The sequence below is a fragment of the Haemophilus haemolyticus genome (assembly GCF_003490595.1).
GTDB lineage: Bacteria > Pseudomonadota > Gammaproteobacteria > Enterobacterales > Pasteurellaceae > Haemophilus > Haemophilus haemolyticus_L.
Genome location: NZ_QQGY01000001.1, coordinates 96,776 through 119,409 on the forward strand (window position 1 = coordinate 96,776; position 22,634 = coordinate 119,409).

40 protein-coding genes are annotated in these 22,634 nt (G+C 38.6%); 35 read left to right on the top strand and 5 right to left on the bottom strand.

The annotated features are described in order from the left end of the window. The first annotated feature begins 22 nt into the window (after positions 1-22). The gene (ribB, locus tag DV415_RS00450; protein ID WP_118790337.1) at positions 23-670 is read left to right on the top strand and encodes a 3,4-dihydroxy-2-butanone-4-phosphate synthase; all 648 of its coding nucleotides are present in this window, start codon (positions 23-25) and stop codon (positions 668-670) included. A gap of 95 nt (positions 671-765) precedes the next feature. Further along, the gene (locus tag DV415_RS00460) at positions 766-1,596 is read left to right on the top strand and encodes a glycosyltransferase family 25 protein (RefSeq protein ID WP_239990895.1); all 831 of its coding nucleotides are present in this window, start codon (positions 766-768) and stop codon (positions 1,594-1,596) included. A 47-nt stretch (positions 1,597-1,643) separates the two neighbouring features. Here DV415_RS00460 and trmL read toward each other — a convergent pair whose 3' ends face one another. Both trmL and rsmD read right to left on the bottom strand, forming a co-directional pair. Further along, positions 1,644-2,126: a tRNA (uridine(34)/cytosine(34)/5-carboxymethylaminomethyluridine(34)-2'-O)-methyltransferase TrmL gene (trmL, locus tag DV415_RS00465; RefSeq protein WP_118790338.1), complete on the bottom strand. Its 483-nt coding sequence runs from the start codon at positions 2,124-2,126 to the stop codon at positions 1,644-1,646. A gap of 10 nt (positions 2,127-2,136) precedes the next feature. Next, positions 2,137-2,718: a 16S rRNA (guanine(966)-N(2))-methyltransferase RsmD gene (gene rsmD / locus DV415_RS00470; protein ID WP_118790339.1), complete on the bottom strand. Its 582-nt coding sequence runs from the start codon at positions 2,716-2,718 to the stop codon at positions 2,137-2,139. Positions 2,719-2,814: 96 nt separating this feature from the next. Between rsmD and ftsY the strand changes: the two genes are divergently transcribed. The 15 genes from ftsY (at position 2,815) to DV415_RS00545 (ending at position 11,462) form a co-directional block, all read left to right on the top strand. Next, entirely contained in the window at positions 2,815-4,161 is a 1,347-nt protein-coding gene (ftsY, locus tag DV415_RS00475; protein ID WP_118790340.1) for a signal recognition particle-docking protein FtsY, read from the top strand. Positions 4,162-4,179: 18 nt separating this feature from the next. Next, complete coding sequence (ftsE, locus tag DV415_RS00480; RefSeq protein ID WP_118790341.1) at positions 4,180-4,836, top strand: cell division ATP-binding protein FtsE; 657 nt, start codon at positions 4,180-4,182, stop codon at positions 4,834-4,836. A gap of 9 nt (positions 4,837-4,845) precedes the next feature. Continuing rightward, complete coding sequence (gene ftsX / locus DV415_RS00485) at positions 4,846-5,778, top strand: permease-like cell division protein FtsX (protein ID WP_118790342.1); 933 nt, start codon at positions 4,846-4,848, stop codon at positions 5,776-5,778. 319 nt (positions 5,779-6,097) lie between these two features. Further along, the gene (gene rpsJ, locus DV415_RS00490; protein WP_001181005.1) at positions 6,098-6,409 is read left to right on the top strand and encodes a 30S ribosomal protein S10; all 312 of its coding nucleotides are present in this window, start codon (positions 6,098-6,100) and stop codon (positions 6,407-6,409) included. Between the two features lie 16 nt (positions 6,410-6,425). Beyond that, the gene (rplC, locus tag DV415_RS00495; protein WP_005632753.1) at positions 6,426-7,052 is read left to right on the top strand and encodes a 50S ribosomal protein L3; all 627 of its coding nucleotides are present in this window, start codon (positions 6,426-6,428) and stop codon (positions 7,050-7,052) included. A 15-nt stretch (positions 7,053-7,067) separates the two neighbouring features. Then, the gene (gene rplD, locus DV415_RS00500; protein ID WP_005625901.1) at positions 7,068-7,670 is read left to right on the top strand and encodes a 50S ribosomal protein L4; all 603 of its coding nucleotides are present in this window, start codon (positions 7,068-7,070) and stop codon (positions 7,668-7,670) included. Continuing rightward, entirely contained in the window at positions 7,667-7,966 is a 300-nt protein-coding gene (rplW, locus tag DV415_RS00505; RefSeq protein ID WP_118790343.1) for a 50S ribosomal protein L23, read from the top strand. The genes rplD and rplW overlap by 4 nt, the downstream gene beginning before the upstream one ends. A gap of 17 nt (positions 7,967-7,983) precedes the next feature. Continuing rightward, positions 7,984-8,805, top strand: a complete 822-nt coding sequence (rplB, locus tag DV415_RS00510; RefSeq protein ID WP_005625898.1) for a 50S ribosomal protein L2 — start codon at positions 7,984-7,986, stop codon at positions 8,803-8,805. Positions 8,806-8,830: 25 nt separating this feature from the next. Beyond that, positions 8,831-9,106: a 30S ribosomal protein S19 gene (rpsS, locus tag DV415_RS00515; RefSeq protein WP_005539416.1), complete on the top strand. Its 276-nt coding sequence runs from the start codon at positions 8,831-8,833 to the stop codon at positions 9,104-9,106. An 11-nt stretch (positions 9,107-9,117) separates the two neighbouring features. Beyond that, positions 9,118-9,450 (top strand): 50S ribosomal protein L22, encoded by a 333-nt coding sequence (gene rplV, locus DV415_RS00520; protein WP_005625897.1) that lies wholly within the window; start codon positions 9,118-9,120, stop codon positions 9,448-9,450. A gap of 17 nt (positions 9,451-9,467) precedes the next feature. After that, positions 9,468-10,175 carry a 30S ribosomal protein S3 gene (gene rpsC, locus DV415_RS00525; protein ID WP_118790344.1) on the top strand — a complete coding sequence of 236 codons (708 nt, stop codon included), beginning with the start codon at positions 9,468-9,470 and terminating at the stop codon, positions 10,173-10,175. 13 nt (positions 10,176-10,188) lie between these two features. Beyond that, complete coding sequence (rplP, locus tag DV415_RS00530; RefSeq protein ID WP_114908323.1) at positions 10,189-10,599, top strand: 50S ribosomal protein L16; 411 nt, start codon at positions 10,189-10,191, stop codon at positions 10,597-10,599. Then, entirely contained in the window at positions 10,599-10,790 is a 192-nt protein-coding gene (rpmC, locus tag DV415_RS00535; RefSeq protein WP_005625888.1) for a 50S ribosomal protein L29, read from the top strand. Before rplP ends, rpmC begins: the two co-directional genes overlap by 1 nt. After that, positions 10,790-11,047: a 30S ribosomal protein S17 gene (gene rpsQ, locus DV415_RS00540; protein WP_005625886.1), complete on the top strand. Its 258-nt coding sequence runs from the start codon at positions 10,790-10,792 to the stop codon at positions 11,045-11,047. Before rpmC ends, rpsQ begins: the two co-directional genes overlap by 1 nt. A 142-nt stretch (positions 11,048-11,189) precedes the next feature. Further along, entirely contained in the window at positions 11,190-11,462 is a 273-nt protein-coding gene (locus DV415_RS00545; protein ID WP_118790345.1) for a hypothetical protein, read from the top strand. A gap of 30 nt (positions 11,463-11,492) precedes the next feature. Here DV415_RS00545 and DV415_RS00550 read toward each other — a convergent pair whose 3' ends face one another. After that, positions 11,493-12,353, bottom strand: a complete 861-nt coding sequence (locus tag DV415_RS00550; protein ID WP_118790346.1) for a viperin family antiviral radical SAM protein — start codon at positions 12,351-12,353, stop codon at positions 11,493-11,495. Beyond that, complete coding sequence (locus DV415_RS00555) at positions 12,334-12,573, bottom strand: hypothetical protein (RefSeq protein ID WP_118790347.1); 240 nt, start codon at positions 12,571-12,573, stop codon at positions 12,334-12,336. The genes DV415_RS00550 and DV415_RS00555 overlap by 20 nt, the downstream gene beginning before the upstream one ends. A gap of 234 nt (positions 12,574-12,807) precedes the next feature. Between DV415_RS00555 and DV415_RS00560 the strand changes: the two genes are divergently transcribed. From DV415_RS00560 to rplQ, 18 genes are all read left to right on the top strand, one after another. Beyond that, on the top strand, positions 12,808-13,173 hold the full coding sequence (locus DV415_RS00560) for a hypothetical protein (protein WP_118790348.1): 366 nt from the start codon (positions 12,808-12,810) through the stop codon (positions 13,171-13,173). 191 nt (positions 13,174-13,364) lie between these two features. Next, positions 13,365-13,736, top strand: coding sequence for a 50S ribosomal protein L14 (rplN, locus tag DV415_RS00565; protein ID WP_005548786.1), 372 nt, complete (start codon positions 13,365-13,367; stop codon positions 13,734-13,736). Between the two features lie 10 nt (positions 13,737-13,746). Further along, positions 13,747-14,058 (top strand): 50S ribosomal protein L24, encoded by a 312-nt coding sequence (rplX, locus tag DV415_RS00570; protein WP_005635734.1) that lies wholly within the window; start codon positions 13,747-13,749, stop codon positions 14,056-14,058. 17 nt (positions 14,059-14,075) lie between these two features. Further along, positions 14,076-14,615, top strand: a complete 540-nt coding sequence (gene rplE, locus DV415_RS00575; RefSeq protein WP_118775686.1) for a 50S ribosomal protein L5 — start codon at positions 14,076-14,078, stop codon at positions 14,613-14,615. Positions 14,616-14,627: 12 nt separating this feature from the next. Beyond that, positions 14,628-14,933, top strand: coding sequence for a 30S ribosomal protein S14 (gene rpsN / locus DV415_RS00580; protein WP_118790349.1), 306 nt, complete (start codon positions 14,628-14,630; stop codon positions 14,931-14,933). 36 nt (positions 14,934-14,969) lie between these two features. Beyond that, on the top strand, positions 14,970-15,362 hold the full coding sequence (gene rpsH, locus DV415_RS00585; protein ID WP_005632761.1) for a 30S ribosomal protein S8: 393 nt from the start codon (positions 14,970-14,972) through the stop codon (positions 15,360-15,362). A 15-nt stretch (positions 15,363-15,377) separates the two neighbouring features. Then, positions 15,378-15,911, top strand: coding sequence for a 50S ribosomal protein L6 (gene rplF / locus DV415_RS00590; RefSeq protein WP_118790350.1), 534 nt, complete (start codon positions 15,378-15,380; stop codon positions 15,909-15,911). A 13-nt stretch (positions 15,912-15,924) separates the two neighbouring features. After that, the gene (gene rplR / locus DV415_RS00595; protein ID WP_053465805.1) at positions 15,925-16,278 is read left to right on the top strand and encodes a 50S ribosomal protein L18; all 354 of its coding nucleotides are present in this window, start codon (positions 15,925-15,927) and stop codon (positions 16,276-16,278) included. A gap of 14 nt (positions 16,279-16,292) precedes the next feature. After that, complete coding sequence (gene rpsE / locus DV415_RS00600; protein ID WP_046943115.1) at positions 16,293-16,793, top strand: 30S ribosomal protein S5; 501 nt, start codon at positions 16,293-16,295, stop codon at positions 16,791-16,793. A gap of 6 nt (positions 16,794-16,799) precedes the next feature. Continuing rightward, positions 16,800-16,979, top strand: coding sequence for a 50S ribosomal protein L30 (rpmD, locus tag DV415_RS00605; protein WP_005543631.1), 180 nt, complete (start codon positions 16,800-16,802; stop codon positions 16,977-16,979). A 3-nt stretch (positions 16,980-16,982) separates the two neighbouring features. Further along, positions 16,983-17,417 (top strand): 50S ribosomal protein L15, encoded by a 435-nt coding sequence (rplO, locus tag DV415_RS00610; protein ID WP_046943114.1) that lies wholly within the window; start codon positions 16,983-16,985, stop codon positions 17,415-17,417. A 7-nt stretch (positions 17,418-17,424) separates the two neighbouring features. Beyond that, the gene (gene secY / locus DV415_RS00615; protein WP_005625869.1) at positions 17,425-18,750 is read left to right on the top strand and encodes a preprotein translocase subunit SecY; all 1,326 of its coding nucleotides are present in this window, start codon (positions 17,425-17,427) and stop codon (positions 18,748-18,750) included. A gap of 29 nt (positions 18,751-18,779) precedes the next feature. Continuing rightward, positions 18,780-18,893, top strand: a complete 114-nt coding sequence (rpmJ, locus tag DV415_RS00620) for a 50S ribosomal protein L36 (RefSeq protein WP_053465808.1) — start codon at positions 18,780-18,782, stop codon at positions 18,891-18,893. A gap of 140 nt (positions 18,894-19,033) precedes the next feature. Beyond that, a complete protein-coding gene (gene rpsM / locus DV415_RS00625) occupies positions 19,034-19,390 on the top strand; it encodes a 30S ribosomal protein S13 (RefSeq protein WP_005625867.1) in 357 nt (118 codons plus the stop codon). 16 nt (positions 19,391-19,406) lie between these two features. Then, a complete protein-coding gene (gene rpsK / locus DV415_RS00630) occupies positions 19,407-19,796 on the top strand; it encodes a 30S ribosomal protein S11 (protein WP_012072238.1) in 390 nt (129 codons plus the stop codon). Between the two features lie 28 nt (positions 19,797-19,824). Further along, a complete protein-coding gene (gene rpsD, locus DV415_RS00635; protein ID WP_005625866.1) occupies positions 19,825-20,445 on the top strand; it encodes a 30S ribosomal protein S4 in 621 nt (206 codons plus the stop codon). Between the two features lie 31 nt (positions 20,446-20,476). Further along, on the top strand, positions 20,477-21,466 hold the full coding sequence (locus tag DV415_RS00640; protein WP_005632767.1) for a DNA-directed RNA polymerase subunit alpha: 990 nt from the start codon (positions 20,477-20,479) through the stop codon (positions 21,464-21,466). Between the two features lie 40 nt (positions 21,467-21,506). Further along, the gene (gene rplQ, locus DV415_RS00645; RefSeq protein WP_118788634.1) at positions 21,507-21,893 is read left to right on the top strand and encodes a 50S ribosomal protein L17; all 387 of its coding nucleotides are present in this window, start codon (positions 21,507-21,509) and stop codon (positions 21,891-21,893) included. A gap of 120 nt (positions 21,894-22,013) precedes the next feature. Here rplQ and DV415_RS00650 read toward each other — a convergent pair whose 3' ends face one another. Next, positions 22,014-22,610, bottom strand: coding sequence for a Crp/Fnr family transcriptional regulator (locus DV415_RS00650; RefSeq protein WP_118790351.1), 597 nt, complete (start codon positions 22,608-22,610; stop codon positions 22,014-22,016). Positions 22,611-22,634 lie beyond the last annotated feature (24 nt).

Consider the following 22,634-nt stretch of genomic DNA (forward strand, 5'->3'; position numbering starts at 1 on the left):
AATCTCAAATTAGGAAATTACTATGAATCAGTCAATTTTATCTCCATTCGGCAATACCGCTGAAGAACGCGTACTTAATGCAATTAATGCTTTCAAACATAGAAATGGCGTATTAGTTTTAGATGATGAAGATCGTGAAAATGAAGGCGATTTAATTTTTCCAGCAGAAACAATCACGTCAGAGCAAATGGCAAAATTAATTCGTTATGGCAGTGGCATTGTTTGTTTATGCATTACCGATGAACGTTGCCAACAACTCGATTTACCGCCAATGGTAGAACACAATAATAGCGTAAACAAAACGGCTTTCACTGTGACGATTGAAGCTGCGAAAGGTGTTTCTACAGGCGTATCTGCCGCAGACCGAGTAACCACTATTCAAACGGCTATTGCGGATAATGCTATTCCGACAGATTTACATCGTCCGGGCCATGTATTTCCACTTCGTGCAGCAAATGGTGGCGTACTTACTCGCCGCGGACACACTGAAGCTTCCGTTGATTTAGCGCGTCTGGCAGGATTTAAAGAAGCAGGCGTTATTTGTGAAATTACTAACGACGATGGCACAATGGCTCGCGCCCCTGAGATTGTAGAATTTGCGAAGAAATTTGGTTATTCAGTGTTAACCATTGAAGATTTGGTTGAATATCGTTTAGCACATAATATTTAATTTTAGAGAGAAAAGTGCGGTTAAAATTTCTATGATTTTTCACCGCACTTTTTATATTATACTGTTCCACTTTTTTATTTATTTGGGTTACTTTTATGCACAGCACAGCACAGCACAGCACAGCACAGCACAGCACAGCACAGCACAGCACAGCACAGCACAGCACAGCACAGCACAATTATGTTATTAGTTTAACGACTGAACAAAAACGCCGAAAACATATTACAGAGGAATTCGGTAAGCAGAATATTCCGTTCGTATTTTTTGATGCTATCACGCCCAATCTTATTGAAGAAACCGCTAAAAAATTTAATATCATCTTTGACCGTTCATCAAAAGCAACTTTGTGTGATGCTGAGATAGCCTGTGCATTAAGCCATATCGTTTTATGGAATTTCGTTTTAGAAAATAATTTAGATTATATTAATATTTTTGAAGACGATATTTATTTGGGAGAAAATGCAAAAGAATTGTTGAATATTGATTATATACCTGAAGATACTGATATATTGAAGTTAGAAGCTCATGGAACAATAATTTATGGAAAGTGTGAGCAAATAAAATGTAATAGAAATATTTCCCGATTGAAATTCAAACATACTGGAATGGCTGGCTATTCAATCACAGCTAAGGGTGCTAGATATTTATTGAATAACATAAGAAATAAACAACTTTATCTTGCTATTGATACTCTAATTTTTGATGAATTATTAGGCCAAAAAGATTATAAAGTTATGCAACTTTCCCCTGCAATATGCGCTCAAAGCTTTATTCTGCATGATGAAAATCATTTTGAGAGTAGTTTGCATAATGGCAGAGAAAAAGTGCATAAAAACCAAATTCCCGCTAAACCTTTAGCTAAAATAAAAAATGAACTAATTAGAATAAAAAAACGGATATTCGGAAAACAAGTTCCATTTAAATAACAAAAGAGCGGTTAAAAATCTCATTGAATTTTAATCGTCCTTTTTGTTTATTTGGTTTCTGGTAAATTTACTGCACCTTCATAGCCTAATTGTCGCCAAGCTTCATAAACCGTTACTGCGACAGAATTAGACAAGTTCATACTGCGGCTATTGGCTGTCATTGGAATGCGGATTTTTTGTTTCATCGGCATTTCATTTAAAATTGACATTGGAATGCCGCGAGTTTCTGGGCCAAACATTAAATAATCACCAAGTTCAAACTTCACTTGGCTATGTGCTGGACTGCCTTTTGTTGTGAGTGCCAAGAGACGTTTGGGTTTCTCACTTTCTAAAAATGCTTCAAAGGTTTTGTGCCGTTTGATTTCTGCAAATTCGTGATAATCTAAACCTGAGCGGCGTAAGCGTTTATCATCCCAGGTGAAACCTAGCGGTTCAATTAAGTGCAAGCGAAATCCTGTATTGGCACAAAGGCGGATAATGTTACCGGTATTTTGTGGGATCTCTGGTTCATATAAAACAATATCTAACATAATTTTTTCTCTAATTTTGATATAAACGATAACTCACCATTCCCGTTGTTTTTTCTTTCAATAACGTCCAGTTTTCAGGAGTGATGGGCGGTTTATCTTTCTCTGTTTCTACGTAAATTAACGCATTGGGTTTTAGCCAATTATTTTCACAAAGCAAGTTAATTGCTTGTTCTGCCAAATTAAAATGAAAGGGCGGATCTAAAAACACCACATCAAAGTGCGGTTGATTTTGTGGCTGTTTTAGAAAATCCAAACTACTTTGATTAATCACTTCAGCCTGTTCTGATGAGCATTTGAGTGTTTGTAAATTCTTTTTTAATTGATTGGCTACAGTTTTATCTAGTTCTAAAAAAGTCACCTTTTTCGCTTGACGAGAAAGTGCTTCAAAACCTAATGAACCACTTCCCGCAAAGCCATCTAAACATTCAGACTGATGGATATAAGGCATTAACCAATTAAAAAGCGTTTCTTTCACTCTATCGCCAGTTGGGCGTAAGCCTTCTGAATTTAATACTGGAAGTTTTCGACCTCGCCACAGTCCAGCAATAATGCGAACCTCGCCCTTTGCATTTGGCGTTTGTATTTTTTTCATAAAGATTCGATTTTTATTGAAAATTGTGCTTAGTTTAGACGATTTTTTGCTAGAATAAACGACATTTTTATCGGATTATAGTTAAGAGAGCATTTTATGGCTGAAGAAAATAAAAAAGGCGGATTTTGGGCATCGTTATTTGGACGTAATAAAAAGCAAGATGAACCTAAAATTGAGCCAATAATTGAAGAAGAAAAGATAAAAGATATCGAGCCGTCTATTGAAAAACTTGAAACCCATGATTTAGTTGAAGAACCGTCTGAATTAGAGTCAGTAGAAAGTGCGGTGGATTCTGAGCCGTTTTTAGTAGAAAGCATTGAAACGAATGAAATCGTTGAAGAAGAAAAAATGCAGGAAATTTCAACCGCACTTGAGCCGATTGAAAAAATCATCGAAGCGAAAAATTTAGAAGATGATCTTCCGATTACAGAAACCTTAGTTGAATCTGAAATTGTTGAAGATATTAAAAATGAGCTTCAGCCTGTTGTTGAAATTGAAACTCGTGAAAAGCCAAGTGAAGGGGGCTTTTTTAGTCGTTTAGTTAAGGGATTACTGAAAACTAAACAAAATATTGGCGCGGGTTTTCGTAGTTTTTTCTTAGGAAAGAAAATTGATGATGAGTTGTTTGAAGAATTAGAAGAGCAACTTTTGATCGCAGATATTGGCGTGCCGACAACAAGTAAAATCGTCAAAAATTTGACTGAACATGCAAGTCGCAAAGAATTACAAGATGCTGAGCTTTTATATCAGCAATTAAAGGTGGAAATGGCAGATATTCTTGAGCCAGTAGCACAACCGTTAGAGATTGATAGCACGAAAAAACCTTATGTGATTTTAATGGTGGGCGTAAATGGCGTGGGTAAAACGACGACAATTGGTAAACTTGCACGTAAATTTCAGGCTGAAGGAAAATCCGTGATGCTTGCGGCGGGCGATACTTTCCGTGCAGCGGCTGTTGAGCAGCTTCAAGTTTGGGGAGAACGAAATCATATTCCAGTTGTTGCCCAAAGCACGGGTTCTGACTCTGCATCGGTGATTTTTGATGCGATGCAATCAGCGGCTGCACGCAATATTGATATTCTTATTGCGGATACGGCGGGTCGTCTGCAAAATAAAAATAACTTAATGGACGAACTGAAAAAAATTGTTCGTGTTATGAAAAAATATGACGAAACTGCACCACATGAAATTATGCTTACGCTGGATGCTGGAACGGGGCAAAATGCCATTAGCCAAGCGAAATTATTTAATGAAGCTGTGGGTTTAACAGGGATCTCTCTAACTAAATTAGATGGCACGGCAAAAGGTGGCGTGATTTTTGCCATAGCCGATCAGTTTAAGTTGCCTATTCGCTATATCGGTGTAGGCGAGAAAATTGAAGATTTACGTGAGTTTAATGCGAAAGAATTTATTGAGGCATTATTCGTTCATGAAGAAGAATAAAAAGAATAAGGAAAAATTGTGATTAAGTTCTCAAATGTTTCTAAAGCCTATCATGGCGCAACACAGCCTGCGTTACAAGGCTTGAATTTTCATCTTCCTGTGGGAAGTATGACTTACTTAGTTGGACATTCAGGCGCAGGGAAAAGTACATTACTCAAGCTTATTATGGGAATGGAAAAAGCCAATGCGGGTCAAATTTGGTTTAACGGACACGATATTACTCGCTTGTCAAAATATGAAATTCCGTTTCTGCGTCGACAAATTGGCATGGTTCACCAAGATTATCGTTTATTAACAGATCGTACGGTGGTGGAAAATGTGGCATTGCCATTGATTATTGCAGGTATGCATCCAAAAGATGCGCATACACGTGCGATGGCATCTTTAGATCGTGTAGGATTGCGTAATAAAGCGCAATATTTGCCACCACAAATTTCTGGAGGGGAGCAGCAACGCATTGATATTGCGCGTGCGATTGTACATAAACCTCAGCTCTTACTAGCAGATGAACCAACGGGTAATTTAGACGATGAACTTTCTTTAGGCATTTTTAATTTGTTTGAAGAATTTAATCGTCTCGGAATGACTGTGTTAATTGCTACTCACGACATTAATTTAATTCAACAAAAACCAAAACCTTGTCTTGTTCTTGAACAAGGCTATTTACGTTATTAAGGAATAATCATGAGCCGATCAACGGATGCATCCTTTTTTGTTCAAACAGCCTATACTTTGCGTGCAGTATGGGTGGATTTATGGCAACGTAAATTTGGCACGCTGCTCACGATTTTGGTTATCGCTGTTTCTTTGACGATCCCAACCGTGAGCTATTTAATGTGGAAAAATTTACATTTAGCAACCACGCAATTTTATCCGGAAAGTGAATTGACGATTTATCTTCACAAAAATTTAAGTGAAGAAGACGCGAATTTAGTAGTAGAGAAAATTCGTCAACAAGATGGGGTGGAATCACTGAATTATGTCTCTCGCCAAGAAAGTTTAAAGGAATTTAAAAGCTGGTCTGGCTTTGGCGAAGAATTAGAAATTCTAGATGATAATCCATTACCTGCTGTCGTCATGGTAAAACCAACGAGCGAATTTAATGTTTCAGAAAAACGTGATGAGTTACGTACGAATTTAAATAAAATTAAAGGCGTGCAAGAAGTTCGCTTGGATAACGATTGGATGGAAAAATTAACCGCACTTTCTTGGTTAATCGCCCATGTGGCAATTTTCTGCACTGCATTAATGACGATAGCGGTCTTTTTAGTTATTGGTAACAGCATTCGCTCTGATGTGTACAGTAGCCGATCAAGTATTGATGTGATGAAATTGCTTGGTGCAACAGATCAATTTATCCTTCGTCCTTATCTTTATACGGGTATGATTTATGCTGTGTTAGGTGGGTTAGTTGCTGCAATTTTTAGTAGCTTTATTATCAGCTATTTTACTTCTGCCGTGAAATACGTAACGGATATTTTTGCCGTCCAATTCAGTTTGAATGGATTAGGCGTTGGCGAATTTGTATTCTTATTAGTGTGCTGTTTAATTATGGGATATGTTGGTGCGTGGATTGTAGCAAAACGACATATCACGCTATTAGATAACCATCAATAATTTTAATATGCTAAGTGCGGTGATTTTTCTAGGTATTTTTCGATGAGAAAACACGGCGATAAATGACCGCACTTTTTATTTGCTTTGAATAAATCCCTTGCAATTTGTTTAACTTTTGTGTAGTATTTGTAAGCTTTCAATATGAAAGCCGTTTAATGTAATCATTTATTAAACGAGCATGACGATATGTCACGCTAAACAATGTTTCCGATTTGGAGACTATATAACAGGTAACTTGCACCTCCTTTTCTATTTTGAAGTTAGAATTGTGATTGGTGTTAGTTTTTTATTAGCTAAATTTTATTGGAGCTCTGGTCTAATGCAGAACCAAAGAATCCGTATCCGCTTAAAAGCTTTCGATCACCGTTTGATCGATCAATCTACTGCGGAGATCGTAGAAACAGCTAAACGTACTGGTGCACAAGTTCGTGGTCCAATTCCTTTACCAACTCGTAAAGAGCGTTTTACCGTGTTGATTTCTCCACACGTGAACAAAGACGCGCGTGATCAATACGAAATTCGTACACACAAACGTTTAGTAGATATCGTAGAGCCAACAGAAAAAACTGTTGATGCATTAATGCGTTTAGATTTGGCTGCCGGCGTGGACGTGCAGATCAGCCTAGGTTAATTAAGAGGTTATTACAATGATTGGTTTAGTCGGTCGTAAAGTTGGTATGACCCGTATCTTCAATGAAGACGGTGTTTCTGTACCAGTTACCGTTATCGAAATCGAAGCCAACCGCGTAACTCAAGTTAAAACTCTTGAAAACGATGGCTATACTGCAGTTCAAGTTACTACTGGTTCTAAAAAAGCGAATCGTGTAACTAAACCTGAAGCAGGTCATTTCGTGAAAGCAGGTGTTGAAGCTGGTCGCGGTTTATGGGAATTTCGTACTGAAGGTGAAGAATTCACTTTAGGTCAAGAAATCAATGTTGACATCTTTGCAGATGTTAAAAAAGTAGATGTTACTGGTACTTCTAAAGGTAAAGGTTTCCAAGGTGGTGTTAAACGTTGGAACTTCCGTACTCAAGATGCGACTCATGGTAACTCTTTATCACATCGTGTACTTGGTTCTATTGGTCAAAACCAAACTCCAGGTCGTGTGTTTAAAGGTAAAAAAATGGCAGGACATTTAGGTGCTGAACGTGTAACTGTTCAATCACTTGAAGTTGTTCGTGTAGATGCTGAGCGCAAATTGCTATTAGTAAAAGGTTCTGTACCTGGTGCTATCAATGGCGATGTTATCGTTAAGCCAGCAGTTAAAGCATAAGTCTAGGAGATAGAGATGGAATTACAAGTTGTAGGTGCAAACGCACTAACTGTTTCTGAAACTACCTTCGGACGTGAGTTTAACGAAGCGTTGATCCACCAAGTTGTTGTTGCTTATGCAGCAGGTGCGCGTCAAGGTACTCGTGCGCAAAAAACTCGTGCTGAAGTGTCTGGTTCAGGTAAAAAACCTTGGCGTCAAAAAGGTACAGGTCGTGCTCGTGCTGGTGATATTAAATCACCAATCTGGCGTTCTGGTGGTATAACCTTCGCGGCTAAACCACAAGATCACAGCCAAAAAGTGAACAAGAAAATGTACCGTGGTGCTATCAAAAGCATTCTTTCTGAATTAGTTCGTCAAGACCGTTTGGTTGTTGTTGAAAAATTTGAATTAGATGCACCAAAAACTAAAGTTTTAGTACAAAAATTAAAAGATTTAGCCGTTGAAGATGCATTAATTATCACAGCAAGTTTAGATGAAAATCTATTCTTAGCAGCACGTAACTTATATAAAGTTGATGTACGTGATGTTCAAGGTATCGATCCAGTTAGCTTAATCGCTTTCGATAAAGTGATTGTTACTGTTGACGCTGTGAAACAAATTGAGGAGATCCTAGCATGAGTCAAGAACGTTTGCTAAGCGTGCTACGTGCACCGCACATCTCTGAAAAAGCAACTAACAATGCTGAAAAATCTAACACTGTTGTACTTAAAGTTGCTTTAGATGCGAACAAAGCTGAAATTGCTGCTGCTGTTGCTCAATTATTTGAAGTAAAAGTTGACTCAGTTCGTACTGTGGTTGTTAAAGGTAAAACTAAACGCCGTGGTAACAAAATGGGTCGTCGCAGCGACTGGAAAAAAGCTTATGTAACTTTATCCGAAGGCCAAAACTTGGACTTCGTGGACAGTGCAGAGTAATCGGAGGAAATTAGAGAATGGCTATCGTTAAATGTAAGCCGACCTCCGCTGGTCGTCGTCACGTTGTTAAAATCGTGAACCCTGAATTACACAAGGGTAAACCTTACGCACCTCTTCTAGATACTAAATCTAAAACTGGTGGTCGTAACAACTATGGTCGTATTACTACTCGTCACATTGGTGGCGGTCACAAACAACACTACCGTTTAATCGATTTCAAACGTAACAAGTTAGACATCCCAGCGGTTGTTGAGCGTTTAGAATATGATCCAAACCGTTCTGCTAACATTGCTTTAGTGCTTTATAAAGATGGTGAACGCCGTTATATCTTAGCACCTAAAGGTTTGTCAGTAGGCGATCAAATCCAAGCTGGCGTAAACTCACCAATTAAAGTGGGTAACTCATTACCAATGCGTAATATCCCAGTTGGTTCAACAGTACATAACGTTGAATTAAAACCAGGTAAAGGCGGTCAAATCGCTCGTTCTGCTGGTGCTTATGTACAAATCATCGCACGTGAAGGCAACTACGTAACTTTACGTTTACGTTCAGGCGAAATGCGTAAAGTATTAGCTGAATGTGTTGCTACAATCGGTGAAGTTGGTAACTCAGAACATATGCTTCGCGTATTGGGTAAAGCTGGCGCTAACCGCTGGAGAGGTATTCGCCCTACAGTTCGTGGTACAGCAATGAACCCAGTAGATCACCCACACGGTGGTGGTGAAGGTCGTAACTTTGGTAAACACCCAGTAACTCCTTGGGGCGTTCAAACCAAAGGTAAGAAAACTCGTCACAACAAACGTACTGATAAATATATCGTACGTCGTCGTGGCAAATAATAGATTAAATTAAAGAGGATTAGCCATGCCACGTTCTCTCAAGAAGGGTCCTTTCCTTGACCTACACTTGTTGAAGAAGGTAGAGAAGGCGGTGGAAAGCGGGGATAAAAAACCAATCAAAACTTGGTCCCGTCGTTCAATGATCATTCCATCAATGATCGGATTGACCATCGCAGTCCATAATGGTCGTCAGCACGTTCCTGTTTATGTATCTGATGAAATGATCGGTCATAAGCTTGGTGAATTTGCACCGACTCGTACATACCGCGGTCACGCGGCAGATAAGAAAGCTAAGAAATAAGAGGTAAAGAGATGGAAACTATCGCAAAACATCGTTACGCTCGCACTTCTGCCCAAAAAGCTCGCTTAGTTGCCGATTTAATTCGTGGTAAAAAAGTTGCGCAAGCATTAGAAATCTTAACTTTCACTAACAAAAAAGCAGCAGCTTTAGTGAAGAAAGTTTTAGAATCAGCTATTGCAAACGCAGAGCACAATGACGGTGCAGATATCGATGATCTTAAAGTTGCTAAAATCTTCGTTGATGAAGGTCCTAGCATGAAACGTGTTATGCCACGTGCTAAAGGTCGTGCAGATCGTATTTTAAAACGTACTAGCCACATTACTGTGGTTGTGTCAGATCGTTAATAAGTAGAGGAATAGCAATGGGTCAAAAAGTACATCCACATGGTATTCGCCTAGGTATTGTTAAACCTTGGAGCTCTACTTGGTTCGCGAATACACAAGACTTCGCTGACAATCTTGAAGGCGATTTCAAAGTACGCCAATTCTTAAATAAAGAATTAGCAAATGCTTCAGTTTCACGTATTACTATTGAGCGTCCAGCTAAAAGTATTCGTGTAACTATTCACACAGCTCGTCCTGGTATCGTAATCGGTAAAAAAGGCGAAGATGTTGAAAAATTACGTAACGCAGTGTCTAAAATCACTGGCGTTCCTGCTCAAATCAACATTGCTGAAGTGAAAAAACCTGAATTAGATGCGAAATTAGTTGCAGATAGCATCGCTTCTCAATTAGAACGTCGTGTAATGTTCCGTCGTGCAATGAAACGTGCGGTACAAAGCGCAATGCGTTTAGGTGCTAAAGGTATCAAAGTTGAGGTTAGCGGTCGTTTAGGTGGTGCAGAAATCGCACGTTCAGAATGGTATCGTGAAGGTCGCGTACCTCTACATACTCTTCGTGCGGACATCGATTATAACACTGCAGAAGCTCACACAACTTACGGCGTAATCGGCGTTAAAGTGTGGATCTTCAAAGGTGAAATTCTTGGTGGAATGGCTGCCGTTGCGCAATCAGAACAACAACCTGCCGACAAGCCTAAAAAGGCTCCACGCGGTAAAGGTCGTAAGTAAGGAGAAACGCTAAATGTTGCAACCAAAACGTACAAAATTCCGTAAAGTTCACAAAGGCCGTAACCGTGGTATCGCGGGCGGTACTGAAGTTAGTTTCGGTAGTTACGGTTTAAAAGCAGTTGGTCGTTGTCGTTTAACCGCTCGTCAAATCGAAGCGGCACGTCGTGCAATGTCACGTGCAGTAAAACGTCAAGGTAAAATCTGGATTCGTGTATTCCCAGATAAACCAATTACTGAAAAACCATTAGAAGTCCGTATGGGTAAAGGTAAAGGTAACGTTGAGTACTGGGTAGCCTTAATCCAACCGGGTAAAGTGCTTTATGAAATGGATGGTGTGTCTGAAGAAGTAGCAAGAAACGCATTTGCATTAGCAGCTGCTAAATTGCCAGTTAAGACCACTTTCGTAACTAAGACGGTGATGTAATGAAAGCTCAAGATTTACGTACAAAAAGTGTTGAAGAGCTGAATGCTGAATTAGTAAACCTTTTAGGTGAACAATTCAAGTTGCGTATGCAGACAGCCACCGGTCAGCTTCAACAAACCCATCAGGCTAAACAAGTGCGTCGTGATATTGCACGTGTAAAAACTGTATTAACCGAAAAGGCGGGTGAGTAATGACTGATAAAATTCGTAGCGTACAAGGTAAAGTTGTTAGCGACAAAATGGAAAAATCTTTCGTTGTTGCTATTGAACGTAAGGTAAAACACCCTTTATATGGTAAATTTATCCGTCGTACAACTAAATTACACGTACACGATGAGAACAATGAAGCCAAAGTTGGTGATACCGTAGAGATTCGCGAATGTCGCCCTCTATCAAAAACCAAATCTTGGACTTTAGTTCGTGTAGTTGAAAAAGCAGTTATTGCTTAATTTTCTACATTAAAAAATTAAAAGCCTTAGCGAAAGCTAGGGCTTTTTATGCTTTAAAGTGCGGTTAAAAAAACTTGATTTTTTTAATATAAATAAAAGTATATTATGTGTGAAATTTTGTTTAAGTAAGTTGAGATAGAAAATGGAATGGACAAGAGCTAAGAAAATAACCGTAACAGCAGTTATTTTAGGTGCTGTTGCGGGTTATCAATTTAATGATTATGTTGAACAAACAAGATTTCCTATTGAAGTAGAATATCAATTAATGAGCAATTGTATTGGAAATTATGCTACCTTAGAAAAAAGAAAGATTTGTGCATGTGCGTTGGCTAAAGCAATAAATACAGTAGGAAAAGGTGGCGGAGAATATGAGTTTAAACAAAGTTTTAGTAAATATTATCAGAGATGTGATTAATTTGCTCTCTTTTTCAGAGAGCAAATTGTATTAGTGGTAACGATGTAAAAATTTTACTATTTCAAATGGAATTTGTTGAAATGCTTTTTCAATACCAACAGATAAAATGGGTTCACTATATTGATAACCTGTTTGCTGTTCGATGTTTTGAAAAAAACGCCCTGAAGGATCAACCATCAAATAGGAATGAGTCATTTCTTCGTTATTCTCTGCGCTAATGATATTTTCAAATTCGCGATGATTTTCAAGAAAATAGTAAAATTGCTGATCATTAATTGAAAGAGCATCATTTATAATTGGTAAAACTTTAAATATTTTCCATTTTGTTGGTTTTACCTGTGAAATGAATTCCGATAATGATTCTGAGTAGTTATGTTTATTTACGACAGTATTAATTTTAATTTGAATAGTTGGGTTAATGCTGCGAATTATTTCAATATTCCGCAATAATAACTGATAATCCATAGCTTTATTATTAGTTTGGCGACCAATAAGTAGGTTTGTATTATCTTTAATTGAATCAATACTAAAGCCGATCATTTTAAATTGATTGGCAATAATTTGATTTAATTCTGGAGTTAATTTGCTACCATTTGTAATAGCGGATAAAATCATATTATGCTTTTTAGCTTGCATAATAATGTTCTTTATTGCACTACGATATAAGAAAGTTTCACCGCCAACAAGATTTAATCGAATTTGTTCAAAGTGGCTTTGATATTTGTGATTAATTAGGGTTAAAAGCGTTTGAAATTGTTCAATTAGTTGAGAAACATCATTATCAGAACGCAAGAGTTCTTTTTTACATGGTTTTTGCCATTTGGCAAAACAGTATTGGCATTTAAAATTGCAGGCTTCCGTAATATGCCAATTAATAACTAGCTCGTTCATTTTTTGCTCCATTATAATATTTTTTAAACCCAAATTTTTTCACATGCTTTTTAATATTTAAAAAAGCACGCTTGTCGCTAGGAGATGAAGCAACAAAAATATGTTGCAAGCCATCTGGAGAGATGAGTAAACTATGCTTACTTCTACGTGTGAATAGCCAACCAAGTTTTACAAGTTGAGTCACAAATTGATTAATATGTTTATCTGATGAATATTTCATATCAATTTCCTCTAATCTTAGCGCTTGGTGGTTCATTTTCACGATGAGAGCCTGATGTTCTTTGTGTATTACAAAGAGAAAATGTTTCCCGATACAGTTGTTTTCGAATTTTCATAACGAAATCCTTTTATTGATGAACATAATTTAATGTCCTAAAGCAATTGCTTTAGTGGAAACTAGTATAAGCAGCGAGATGGGGACAAATCGGGACAATTTGATAAAAATGAGGAAATTATGGAGAGCGTTCAATCATTATTACTCAAAAAAGAACTTAAGATTCTATTACGAAACGTGGGCTGGGATGTAAGAAGACTTGCTAAAGAATTATGTGATGATTATGCTAGAGCGGGAGGGTGTGATGTTGATGAAGAAAAAGAATATGAAAAAATAAAAAAACAGCTTTCTCGTTCGTCAACTAAGCCTGAGGTTTGGCACAGGTATATAAAGTTTATAACAGAACATAGATGCAATAAGCAAAAATATCAATATATACCAATAAATGAAAATGGTTTATCTGAATTTGATGAGTTAGCTAATTGGATTAGAGATTTTACGTTGCAAACTGATTATAGTGGCGAACGTCGTAAACAGCATTTTTAGTTAAAGAGCGGTTAAAAAAACAACGTTTTTGGACCGCTCTTTTTTTTTGTGTGATTACAATTAATCTTAGTGGTAAACTGAAAATTCAGTTGCTTTTAAGTGGTGAATTTGCTAGACTCAACAGCCTGTTTACCTTAGGGTAACAGGTTCGTCCCGAAAGGGTGTTTTTTTAATCTTAACGGAGCACTAATATGATCCAAGAACAGACTATGCTGGATGTTGCTGATAATTCAGGCGCTCGCAGCGTAATGTGTATCAAGGTTCTAGGTGGATCGCACCGTCGTTATGCTGCGATTGGTGACATCATCAAAATTACTGTAAAAGAAGCAATTCCACGCGGTAAAGTAAAAAAAGGTGATGTATTAAAAGCAGTTGTTGTGCGCACCAAGAAGGGTGTTCGTCGCCCAGATGGCTCAGTTATTCGTTTCGATGGTAACGCTTGTGTAATTTTAAATAATAACACTGAGCAACCAATCGGTACTCGTATTTTTGGACCAGTGACTCGTGAACTTCGTTCTGAGAAATTCATGAAGATCATTTCTTTAGCTCCAGAAGTACTGTAAGGGGAATGTAATGGCTGCTAAAATCCGTCAAAATGATGAAGTAATTGTTCTTACTGGTAAAGATAAGGGCAAACGTGGCAAGGTAACTAAAGTGTTACCAAACGGTAAAGTGTTTGTTGAAGGTATCAACATCATTACTAAACATGAAAAACCAGTTCCTGCATTAGGAAAAGCTGGTGGTTTAGTGAAAAAAGAAGCTGCAATTGACGCTTCAAATGTTGCGATTTTCAATCCTAAAACAAATAAAGCTGACCGTGTAGGTTTTAGATTCGAAGACGGCAAAAAAGTACGTTTCTTCAAATCTAACAATGAAATTATCTAACAAACTGGAGTAATGCGATGGCGAAACTGCATGATTACTACAGAGATCAAGTAGTAAGCGAATTAAAAAATAAATTCGGCTACAAATCTGTCATGCAAGTCCCACGAATCGAAAAGATTACCCTGAATATGGGTGTGGGTGAAGCATTGACCGACAAAAAATTGCTAGACAACGCAGTAGCGGACTTAGCAGCAATCAGCGGTCAAAAACCTTTAGTAACTAAAGCTCGTAAATCTGTTGCTGGCTTTAAAATCCGTCAGGGATATCCAATCGGTTGTAAAGTAACACTACGCGGTGAGCGTATGTGGGAGTTCTTTGAACGTTTAATTACAATTGCTGTTCCACGTATTCGTGACTTCCGCGGTTTAAGCTCGAAATCATTCGATGGTCGTGGTAACTATAGCATGGGTGTGCGTGAACAAATCATCTTCCCTGAAATCGATTACGATAAAGTAGATCGTGTACGTGGTTTGGATATCACTATCACAACTACTGCTAAGAATGATGAAGAAGGTCAAGCACTACTTGCTGCCTTTAATTTCCCATTCCGTAAATAAGGCAGGTTACAAATGGCTAAACAATCAATGAAAGCACGCGATGTAAAACGCGTTAAATTGGCAGAAAAATTCTACGCAAAACGTGTTGAATTAAAGAAAATCATTTCTGATGTCAATGCCTCTGATGAAGATCGTTGGGATGCAGTGTTAAAGTTACAAACTTTACCACGTGATTCTAGCCCATCTCGTCAACGTAACCGTTGCCGCCAAACTGGACGTCCTCATGGCATTTTACGCAAGTTTGGTTTAAGCCGTATTAAGGTTCGTGAAGCTGCGATGCGCGGTGAAATCCCAGGCCTTAAGAAAGCGAGTTGGTAATATACCACTTTATTTTGGAATCGGAGAAAAAGTACAATGAGTATGCAAGATCCAATCGCAGATATGCTGACCCGTATTCGTAACGGTCAAGCTGCGAATAAAGTTGCGATCAATATGCCTTCATCCAAGCTAAAAGTGGCAATCGCCAATGTATTAGCTGCTGAAGGTTATATCGAAAGCGTTAAAGTTTTAGAAGGTGCAAAACCTGAATTGGAAATTACTTTAAAATATTTCCAAGGTAAACCGGTTGTAGAAAGCATCCAACGTGTAAGCCGTCCTGGTCTTCGTATTTACAAACGTAAAGACGAATTACCAAAAGTGATGGGTGGTTTAGGTGTTGCAGTTGTTTCTACATCTAAAGGTGTTATGACTGACCGCGCTGCTCGTCAAGCAGGTTTAGGCGGTGAGATTATCTGTTACGTAGCTTAATAGAGAGGTAGGAAAATGTCTCGTGTTGCAAAGGCACCTGTTAGTATTCCTGCCGGCGTTGAAGTTAAACTCGACGGTCAGCTATTAACAGTAAAAGGTAAAAATGGCGAGTTATCTCGCGAAATTCACAAATCAGTTGAAGTAAAACAAGATAACGGACAATTTACTTTCACACCTCGTGAAGGTTTTGTTGAAGCGAATGCTCAATCGGGTACAGCTCGTGCATTAGTTAATGCAATGGTTATCGGTGTTACTGAAGGCTTCACTAAGAAATTAGTATTGGTGGGTGTTGGTTACAGAGCTCAACTTAAAGGCAATGCAATTGCATTAAGTTTAGGCTACTCTCACCCAGTAGAGCACACTTTGCCGGCAGGTATTACTGCAGAATGCCCATCTCAAACCGAAATCGTGTTGAAAGGCGCTGACAAACAGTTAATCGGCCAAGTTGCAGCAGATATTCGTGCTTATCGCCGTCCTGAACCTTATAAAGGTAAAGGGGTACGTTACGCTGATGAAGTGGTACGTATCAAAGAGGCTAAGAAGAAATAATTAAGGTAACACTATGGATAAGAAATCAGCTCGTATCCGTCGTGCAGCTCGTGCACGTCATATGATGAGAGAGCAAGGTGTAACTCGTTTAGTTATTCACCGTACTCCGCGTCATATCTACGCACAAGTTATTGCACCAAACGGTTCAGAAGTGCTTGCCGCTGCTTCAACTGTTGAAAAAGCAATTCGTGAGCAAGTAAAATACACCGGTAACAAAGATGCTGCAGCTGCAGTAGGTAAAGCAGTTGCTGAGCGCGCATTAGCGAAAGGCATTCAAGCTGTTGCTTTTGACCGTTCCGGTTTCAAATATCATGGTCGTGTCCAAACTTTAGCGGACGCTGCACGTGAAGCTGGTCTACAGTTCTAATGAGGTAAATTGAGATGTCAAACATCGAAAAACAAGCTGGTGAACTGCAAGAGAAGCTAATCGCAGTAAACCGTGTATCAAAAACCGTAAAAGGTGGTCGTATTATGAGTTTCACTGCATTAACTGTAGTGGGCGATGGTAATGGCCGTGTAGGTTTTGGTTATGGTAAAGCACGCGAAGTTCCAGCAGCGATCCAAAAAGCGATGGAAAAAGCACGTCGCAATATGATCAATGTCGCTTTAAATGAAGGTACATTACAACATCCGGTTAAAGGTGTTCACACCGGTTCACGCGTATTTATGCAACCAGCAAGTGAAGGTACAGGTATCATCGCTGGTGGTGCAATGCGTGCAGTATTGGAAGTTGCAGGTGTACGTAACGTTCTTTCTAAAGCGTATGGTTCTACCAACCCAATTAACGTTGTTCGTGCAACTATTGATGCATTAGCAAATATGAAATCACCAGAGATGGTTGCTGCGAAACGCGGTAAAACTGTTGATGAAATCTTGGGGTAATGAATAATGGCTAAAACTATTAAAGTAACACAAGTTCGTAGCTCAATCGCTCGTTTACCAAAGCATAAAGCTACCTTGCGTGGTCTTGGTCTTCGCCATATGCACCACACTGTTGAGTTAATTGATACGCCTGCAGTACGTGGTATGATTAACCAAGTTTCATACATGGTTAAAGTGGAGGAGTAAGAGATGCGTTTAAATACTCTATCTCCGGCTGAAGGTGCGAAGCACAGTGCTAAACGCCTTGGTCGTGGTATTGGTTCAGGTTTAGGCAAGACAGGTGGCCGTGGTCATAAAGGTCAAAAATCTCGTACCGGTGGCGGTGTTCGTCGCGGTTTCGAAGGTGGTCAAATGCCATTATACCGTCGTTTACCAAAATTTGGTTTCACTTCAATGAAAGCTGCGGTAACCGCAGAAGTTCGTTTGAATGAATTAACTAAAGTTGAAGGTAACGTAGTAACCTTAGAAACATTAAAAGCAGCTAACATCTTAACTAAAGATATCCAATTCGCTAAAGTAGTTTTAGCGGGTGAAGTGAAATCTGCAGTAATAGTTCGTGGTTTGCGTGTAACTAAGGGTGCAAAAGCAGCAATTGAAGCTGCTGGCGGTTCAGTTGAGGAATAATTAGCAAATGGCTAAACAACCAGGTTATCAAGCAAGAAGTACTAATAGCGGTAAAGGTGAATTAAAAAGCCGATTACTTTTCGTTTTAGGTGCGCTTATCGTTTACCGAATTGGTTCTTTCATTCCGGTTCCTGGTATTGATGCGGCTGTGCTAGCTCAATTAGTTGAACAACAAAAAGGCACCATCATTGATATGTTTAATATGTTCTCTGGTGGTGCATTGAGCCGTGCATCTATCTTAGCATTAGGTATTATGCCGTATATCTCGGCATCTATTGTAATTCAGTTGCTTGCAACGGTTTCTCCTGCTTTAGCAGAATTAAAGAAAGAAGGTGCTGCTGGTCAACGTAAAATTTCTAAGTATACTAGGTATGCGACAGTTGTTTTTGCAACCATTCAGGCAGTAGCTATTTCAACAGGTTTACCAAATATGTTACCTGGCTTAGTGCCAAATGTTGGATTTGGTTTTTACTTCACTTCAGTTGTTAGCTTAGTAACTGGAACTATGTTCCTCATGTGGTTAGGTGAACAAATTACTGAAAGAGGTATTGGTAACGGTATCTCAATTCTTGTTTTTGGCGGTATCGTAGCTGGTTTACCATCAGCTATACTTCAAACTATTGAGCAGGCTCGTCAAGGACAGATGCATCCATTAGTGCTTCTTCTGATCGCAGCTATTGTATTTGCAGTAACTTATTTCGTTGTTTTTGTTGAAAGAGGACAACGTAGAATTCGCGTTGAATATGCAAAGCGTCAACAAGGTCGTCAAATTTTAGGTGGTCATTCAACACATCTACCATTGAAAGTAAATATGGCAAACGTAATGCCGGCAATTTTTGCCTCAAGTATTATTTTATTTCCAGCTACCTTAACTCAATGGTTTGGACAAAATGATAAGTTTGAGTGGTTAAATAACTTATCTATGTTGTTGAATCCTGGTCAGCCTCTTTATTTACTTGTTTATGCTGTAGCAATTATTTTCTTTAGCTTCTTTTACACTGCAATGCAGTATAATCCGCGAGATACAGCAGATAATCTAAAAAAATCTGGTGCATTTATTCCAGGAATTAGACCAGGGGAACAAACCTCTCGTTATATTGATAAAGTTATGACTCGTCTTACACTGATTGGCGGTCTTTATGTAACGTTTGTGTGTTTAGTTCCTTATATTATGACATCGGCTTGGGATGTTAAATTTTACTTCGGTGGAACATCTCTTTTAATTGTAGTCGTTGTAATTATGGATTTCATCGTTCAGGTTCAGAGTCACTTAATGTCATCTCAATATGAATCTGCGTTGAAAAAAGCAAACCTTAAAGGTTTTGGACAATAATTGTTCATTTAATAAAAAAAGGATAAGCAATGAAAGTTCGTGCTTCCGTAAAGAGAATGTGTCGTAACTGTAAAATCGTTAAACGTGAAGGTGTTGTGCGCGTATTATGCAGCGACCCTAAACACAAACAACGTCAAGGTTAATTGATATTCTTCTTGCAAAGAACCAGTTGGGCGGTTATACTGCTCAACTCATTTATGTCCTTGGCATTCTGTTTGAGTATCCTGAAAACGGGCTTTTCAAGATCAGAGTGCCAAATTAGTTAAAATAATAGGAGTGCATAGTGGCCCGTATTGCAGGCATTAACATTCCTGATCACAAACACGCTGTAATCGCTTTAACTGCAATTTACGGTATCGGTAAAACTCGTTCTAAAGCTATTTGTGCTGCAGCGGGTATTGCTGAAGATGTTAAGATCAGAGAATTGTCTGAAGAGCAGATTGACAAACTGCGTGACGAAGTTGGTAAATTTACCGTTGAAGGTGACTTACGTCGTGAAGTAACACTAAACATCAAACGTCTTTTAGACTTAGGTTGTTACCGTGGTTTACGTCATCGTCGTAGTTTACCGGTACGTGGTCAACGTACTAAAACTAATGCGCGTACCCGTAAGGGTCCACGTAAGCCGATCAAAAAATAGTCGGGGTAAATAAAGAATGGCTAAAACACCAGTTCGTGCACGTAAACGTGTAAAAAAACAAGTTGTAGATGGCGTAGCACATATTCACGCATCTTTCAATAATACAATCGTAACCATTACTGACCGTCAAGGTAATGCACTAGCTTGGGCAACCGCTGGTGGTTCAGGTTTCCGTGGTTCTCGTAAATCAACTCCATTTGCTGCTCAAGTTGCTGCAGAGCGTTGCGCAGAAATGGTTAAAGAATTTGGTTTAAAGAATTTGGAAGTTATGGTTAAAGGTCCGGGTCCAGGTCGTGAATCAACAATTCGCGCGTTAAACGCAGCGGGTTTCCGTATCACGAACATTACAGATGTGACTCCGATTCCTCATAACGGTTGTCGTCCACCGAAAAAACGTCGTGTTTAAGACGTAATAGGATAGTTGGAGAAAGAAAATGGCAAGATATTTGGGTCCAAAACTCAAGCTCAGCCGTCGTGAAGGCACTGATTTATTCCTTAAATCAGGCGTGCGTGCGATTGATTCAAAATGTAAAATTGATACAGCACCTGGTCAACACGGTGCTCGTAAACCGCGTTTGTCTGACTATGGTAGTCAATTACGTGAAAAACAAAAGGTTCGTCGTATCTATGGTATTTTAGAACGTCAATTCCGTAACTACTATAAAGAAGCAAACCGTTTAAAAGGTAACACTGGTGAAAACTTATTAGTGTTATTAGAAGGTAGATTGGATAACGTTGTTTATCGCATGGGATTTGCTGCAACTCGCGCAGAAGCTCGTCAATTAGTGAGCCACAAAGCAATTGTTGTAAATGGTCGTGTTGTTAATATTCCATCATTCCAAGTTTCAGTAAATGATGTTGTTGCTGTTCGTGAGAAATCTAAAAAACAAGCACGTATTAAAGCATCATTAGAATTAGCAGAACAAAGAGAGAAACCAACTTGGTTAGAAGTTGATTCTGCGAAAATGGAAGGTGTGTTCAAACGTGTTCCTGAACGTTCTGATTTATCAGCAGACATTAACGAACATCTGATCGTTGAGCTTTACTCTAAATAATAGTTAAGCTTAAAAGCAAAGAGAGGATAAAATGCAGGGTTCTGTTACAGAATTTTTAAAACCACGTTTAGTAGATATTGAACAAATTAGTTCAACTCATGCTAAGGTGATCTTAGAACCGTTAGAGCGCGGTTTTGGCCATACTCTAGGTAATGCATTGCGTCGTATCCTTCTGTCTTCAATGCCAGGTTGTGCTGTAACTGAAGTAGAAATTGATGGCGTATTGCACGAATATAGTAGTAAGGAAGGTGTTCAAGAAGATGTTCTTGAAGTACTTTTAAACCTTAAAGGTCTAGCGGTTAAAGTACAGAATAAAGATGACGTTATTCTGACATTAAATAAATCTGGAATTGGCCCTGTTGTTGCAGCGGACATTACCCACGATGGTGATGTTGAAATTGTGAATCCGGATCACGTAATCTGTCACTTAACAGACGAGAATGCATCAATTAGTATGCGTATTCGCGTTCAACGTGGTAGAGGATATGTTCCAGCTTCAGCTCGTACACATAGCCAAACTGAGGAGCGTCCAATTGGTCGTTTATTAGTGGATGCTTGTTATAGCCCTGTAGATCGCATTGCATACAATGTAGAAGCAGCGCGTGTAGAACAACGTACGGACTTAGATAAACTTGTTATTGAGTTAGAAACTAATGGTACGCTTGAGCCTGAAGAAGCAATTCGTCGTGCAGCAACAATTTTAGCAGAACAACTCGATGCATTCGTTGATTTGCGTGATGTTCGTCAACCTGAAGTTAAGGAAGAAAAACCGGAATTTGATCCGATTTTACTACGTCCTGTAGATGACTTAGAGTTGACAGTTCGTTCTGCTAACTGTTTGAAAGCAGAAACAATTCACTATATCGGTGACTTAGTACAACGTACAGAAGTTGAGTTATTAAAAACGCCTAACCTTGGTAAGAAATCTCTTACTGAAATTAAAGACGTTCTCGCTTCACGTGGTTTGTCACTTGGTATGCGCCTTGAGAATTGGCCACCAGCAAGTATTGCTGAAGACTAGTTTGGTCATAGGTTAAGATTTTTCTGAGAAGGATAAGATCATGCGCCATCGTAAGAGTGGTCGTCAACTAAACCGTAATAGCAGCCATCGTCAAGCGATGTTCCGTAATTTAGCAAGTGCTTTAGTTAGTCACGAAATTATCAAGACTACTTTACCTAAAGCTAAAGAATTACGTCGTGTAGTTGAACCGTTAATTACATTAGCAAAAGAAGATAGCGTTGCAAACCGTCGTTTAGCATTCGCTCGTACTCGTAACATCGAAACTGTTGCGAAATTATTCAATGAATTAGGTCCACGTTTTGCTCAACGTGCAGGTGGTTACACTCGCATTTTGAAATGTGGTTTCCGTGCAGGCGATAATGCACCAATGGCATACATTGAGTTAGTTGATCGCCCAGAAGTTGCTGAAGTAGCTACTGAGGAATAAAAATCAATTCAAAGGAAAAGCTCACTTCATAGTGAGCTTTTTTATTTTATATGTAGGTAAAAAGCACTTTACTTACTAAAATATTATTTGGATGGATAGTCCAAAACCATAATCTTGAATTTAAGAGCAGATCCGTAAATGTCTTGTATTTTTGTCTAGAATTCCTTGTTTCTTTAATTCTTGACTAATACGAATAGCAGTTTCTGTTTCGCATCCACAAAATTCGGCTACTTCTCGGTAGGTCCAAGGATAATCGGGATAACTTTCAGTTAGATTTTCAATCGCATCAATTATACGCTCGTAGCTTCGTTTATAGGCTGTACTACTTACTCGGTGTTCTGCATCATATAATTCATTCGAGAGTTGCTTCATTAGATAGCAGGAAAAATCAGGATTATTTGCGATAAAAGTAGTGTGATTTCCAGGAAATATACGAATAATATCTGCTTCTAGTAATACCTTTGCACTACAATGATAAGTTGTTTCACTAAAGATTGTTCTAAACCCAAAATATTCGTTAGCATGATAAAGTCGAATCAAGGTTTCTTTACCATTTTCTAAGCTATGATAAAGCCCGACAAGCCCTCGTTTTAAAAAATAAAATTCTTTAGGTTTTTCACCTTGAGTATAAATTAAGCTGTTTTTCCCTAGTGTTTTACTTTCAGAAATCATGCATTGGTATAAGTTTTGAGGTAAATAAGGTGATGAGCTTGACATAAATATCCTTTTAATACATAAAAA

Excerpts from the sequence above, each read along its gene's own strand:
- rpsQ (WP_005625886.1), top strand. The coding sequence starts at position 10,790 with ATGACTGATAAAATTCGTAGCGTACAAGGTAAAGTTGTTAGCGACAAA.
- rplR (WP_053465805.1), top strand. The coding sequence starts at position 15,925 with ATGGATAAGAAATCAGCTCGTATCCGTCGTGCAGCTCGTGCACGTCAT.
- rplW (WP_118790343.1), top strand. The coding sequence starts at position 7,667 with ATGAGTCAAGAACGTTTGCTAAGCGTGCTACGTGCACCGCACATCTCT.
- DV415_RS00555 (WP_118790347.1), bottom strand. The coding sequence starts at position 12,573 with ATGAAATATTCATCAGATAAACATATTAATCAATTTGTGACTCAACTT.
- rpsC (WP_118790344.1), top strand. The coding sequence starts at position 9,468 with ATGGGTCAAAAAGTACATCCACATGGTATTCGCCTAGGTATTGTTAAA.
- rplO (WP_046943114.1), top strand. The coding sequence starts at position 16,983 with ATGCGTTTAAATACTCTATCTCCGGCTGAAGGTGCGAAGCACAGTGCT.
- rpmJ (WP_053465808.1), top strand. The coding sequence starts at position 18,780 with ATGAAAGTTCGTGCTTCCGTAAAGAGAATGTGTCGTAACTGTAAAATC.
- rpsS (WP_005539416.1), top strand. The coding sequence starts at position 8,831 with ATGCCACGTTCTCTCAAGAAGGGTCCTTTCCTTGACCTACACTTGTTG.
- rplP (WP_114908323.1), top strand. The coding sequence starts at position 10,189 with ATGTTGCAACCAAAACGTACAAAATTCCGTAAAGTTCACAAAGGCCGT.
- DV415_RS00460 (WP_239990895.1), top strand. The coding sequence starts at position 766 with ATGCACAGCACAGCACAGCACAGCACAGCACAGCACAGCACAGCACAG.
- secY (WP_005625869.1), top strand. The coding sequence starts at position 17,425 with ATGGCTAAACAACCAGGTTATCAAGCAAGAAGTACTAATAGCGGTAAA.
- ftsY (WP_118790340.1), top strand. The coding sequence starts at position 2,815 with ATGGCTGAAGAAAATAAAAAAGGCGGATTTTGGGCATCGTTATTTGGA.
- rpsE (WP_046943115.1), top strand. The coding sequence starts at position 16,293 with ATGTCAAACATCGAAAAACAAGCTGGTGAACTGCAAGAGAAGCTAATC.
- rplX (WP_005635734.1), top strand. The coding sequence starts at position 13,747 with ATGGCTGCTAAAATCCGTCAAAATGATGAAGTAATTGTTCTTACTGGT.
- DV415_RS00650 (WP_118790351.1), bottom strand. The coding sequence starts at position 22,610 with ATGTCAAGCTCATCACCTTATTTACCTCAAAACTTATACCAATGCATG.
- rpsH (WP_005632761.1), top strand. The coding sequence starts at position 14,970 with ATGAGTATGCAAGATCCAATCGCAGATATGCTGACCCGTATTCGTAAC.
- rplB (WP_005625898.1), top strand. The coding sequence starts at position 7,984 with ATGGCTATCGTTAAATGTAAGCCGACCTCCGCTGGTCGTCGTCACGTT.
- DV415_RS00560 (WP_118790348.1), top strand. The coding sequence starts at position 12,808 with ATGGAGAGCGTTCAATCATTATTACTCAAAAAAGAACTTAAGATTCTA.
- DV415_RS00550 (WP_118790346.1), bottom strand. The coding sequence starts at position 12,353 with ATGAACGAGCTAGTTATTAATTGGCATATTACGGAAGCCTGCAATTTT.
- rplQ (WP_118788634.1), top strand. The coding sequence starts at position 21,507 with ATGCGCCATCGTAAGAGTGGTCGTCAACTAAACCGTAATAGCAGCCAT.
- rplC (WP_005632753.1), top strand. The coding sequence starts at position 6,426 with ATGATTGGTTTAGTCGGTCGTAAAGTTGGTATGACCCGTATCTTCAAT.
- rsmD (WP_118790339.1), bottom strand. The coding sequence starts at position 2,718 with ATGAAAAAAATACAAACGCCAAATGCAAAGGGCGAGGTTCGCATTATT.
- rplE (WP_118775686.1), top strand. The coding sequence starts at position 14,076 with ATGGCGAAACTGCATGATTACTACAGAGATCAAGTAGTAAGCGAATTA.
- rplV (WP_005625897.1), top strand. The coding sequence starts at position 9,118 with ATGGAAACTATCGCAAAACATCGTTACGCTCGCACTTCTGCCCAAAAA.
- rplF (WP_118790350.1), top strand. The coding sequence starts at position 15,378 with ATGTCTCGTGTTGCAAAGGCACCTGTTAGTATTCCTGCCGGCGTTGAA.
- trmL (WP_118790338.1), bottom strand. The coding sequence starts at position 2,126 with ATGTTAGATATTGTTTTATATGAACCAGAGATCCCACAAAATACCGGT.
- rpsD (WP_005625866.1), top strand. The coding sequence starts at position 19,825 with ATGGCAAGATATTTGGGTCCAAAACTCAAGCTCAGCCGTCGTGAAGGC.
- rpsN (WP_118790349.1), top strand. The coding sequence starts at position 14,628 with ATGGCTAAACAATCAATGAAAGCACGCGATGTAAAACGCGTTAAATTG.
- rpmC (WP_005625888.1), top strand. The coding sequence starts at position 10,599 with ATGAAAGCTCAAGATTTACGTACAAAAAGTGTTGAAGAGCTGAATGCT.
- DV415_RS00545 (WP_118790345.1), top strand. The coding sequence starts at position 11,190 with ATGGAATGGACAAGAGCTAAGAAAATAACCGTAACAGCAGTTATTTTA.
- rpsJ (WP_001181005.1), top strand. The coding sequence starts at position 6,098 with ATGCAGAACCAAAGAATCCGTATCCGCTTAAAAGCTTTCGATCACCGT.
- ribB (WP_118790337.1), top strand. The coding sequence starts at position 23 with ATGAATCAGTCAATTTTATCTCCATTCGGCAATACCGCTGAAGAACGC.
- rplN (WP_005548786.1), top strand. The coding sequence starts at position 13,365 with ATGATCCAAGAACAGACTATGCTGGATGTTGCTGATAATTCAGGCGCT.
- rplD (WP_005625901.1), top strand. The coding sequence starts at position 7,068 with ATGGAATTACAAGTTGTAGGTGCAAACGCACTAACTGTTTCTGAAACT.
- rpmD (WP_005543631.1), top strand. The coding sequence starts at position 16,800 with ATGGCTAAAACTATTAAAGTAACACAAGTTCGTAGCTCAATCGCTCGT.
- rpsK (WP_012072238.1), top strand. The coding sequence starts at position 19,407 with ATGGCTAAAACACCAGTTCGTGCACGTAAACGTGTAAAAAAACAAGTT.
- DV415_RS00640 (WP_005632767.1), top strand. The coding sequence starts at position 20,477 with ATGCAGGGTTCTGTTACAGAATTTTTAAAACCACGTTTAGTAGATATT.
- ftsX (WP_118790342.1), top strand. The coding sequence starts at position 4,846 with ATGAGCCGATCAACGGATGCATCCTTTTTTGTTCAAACAGCCTATACT.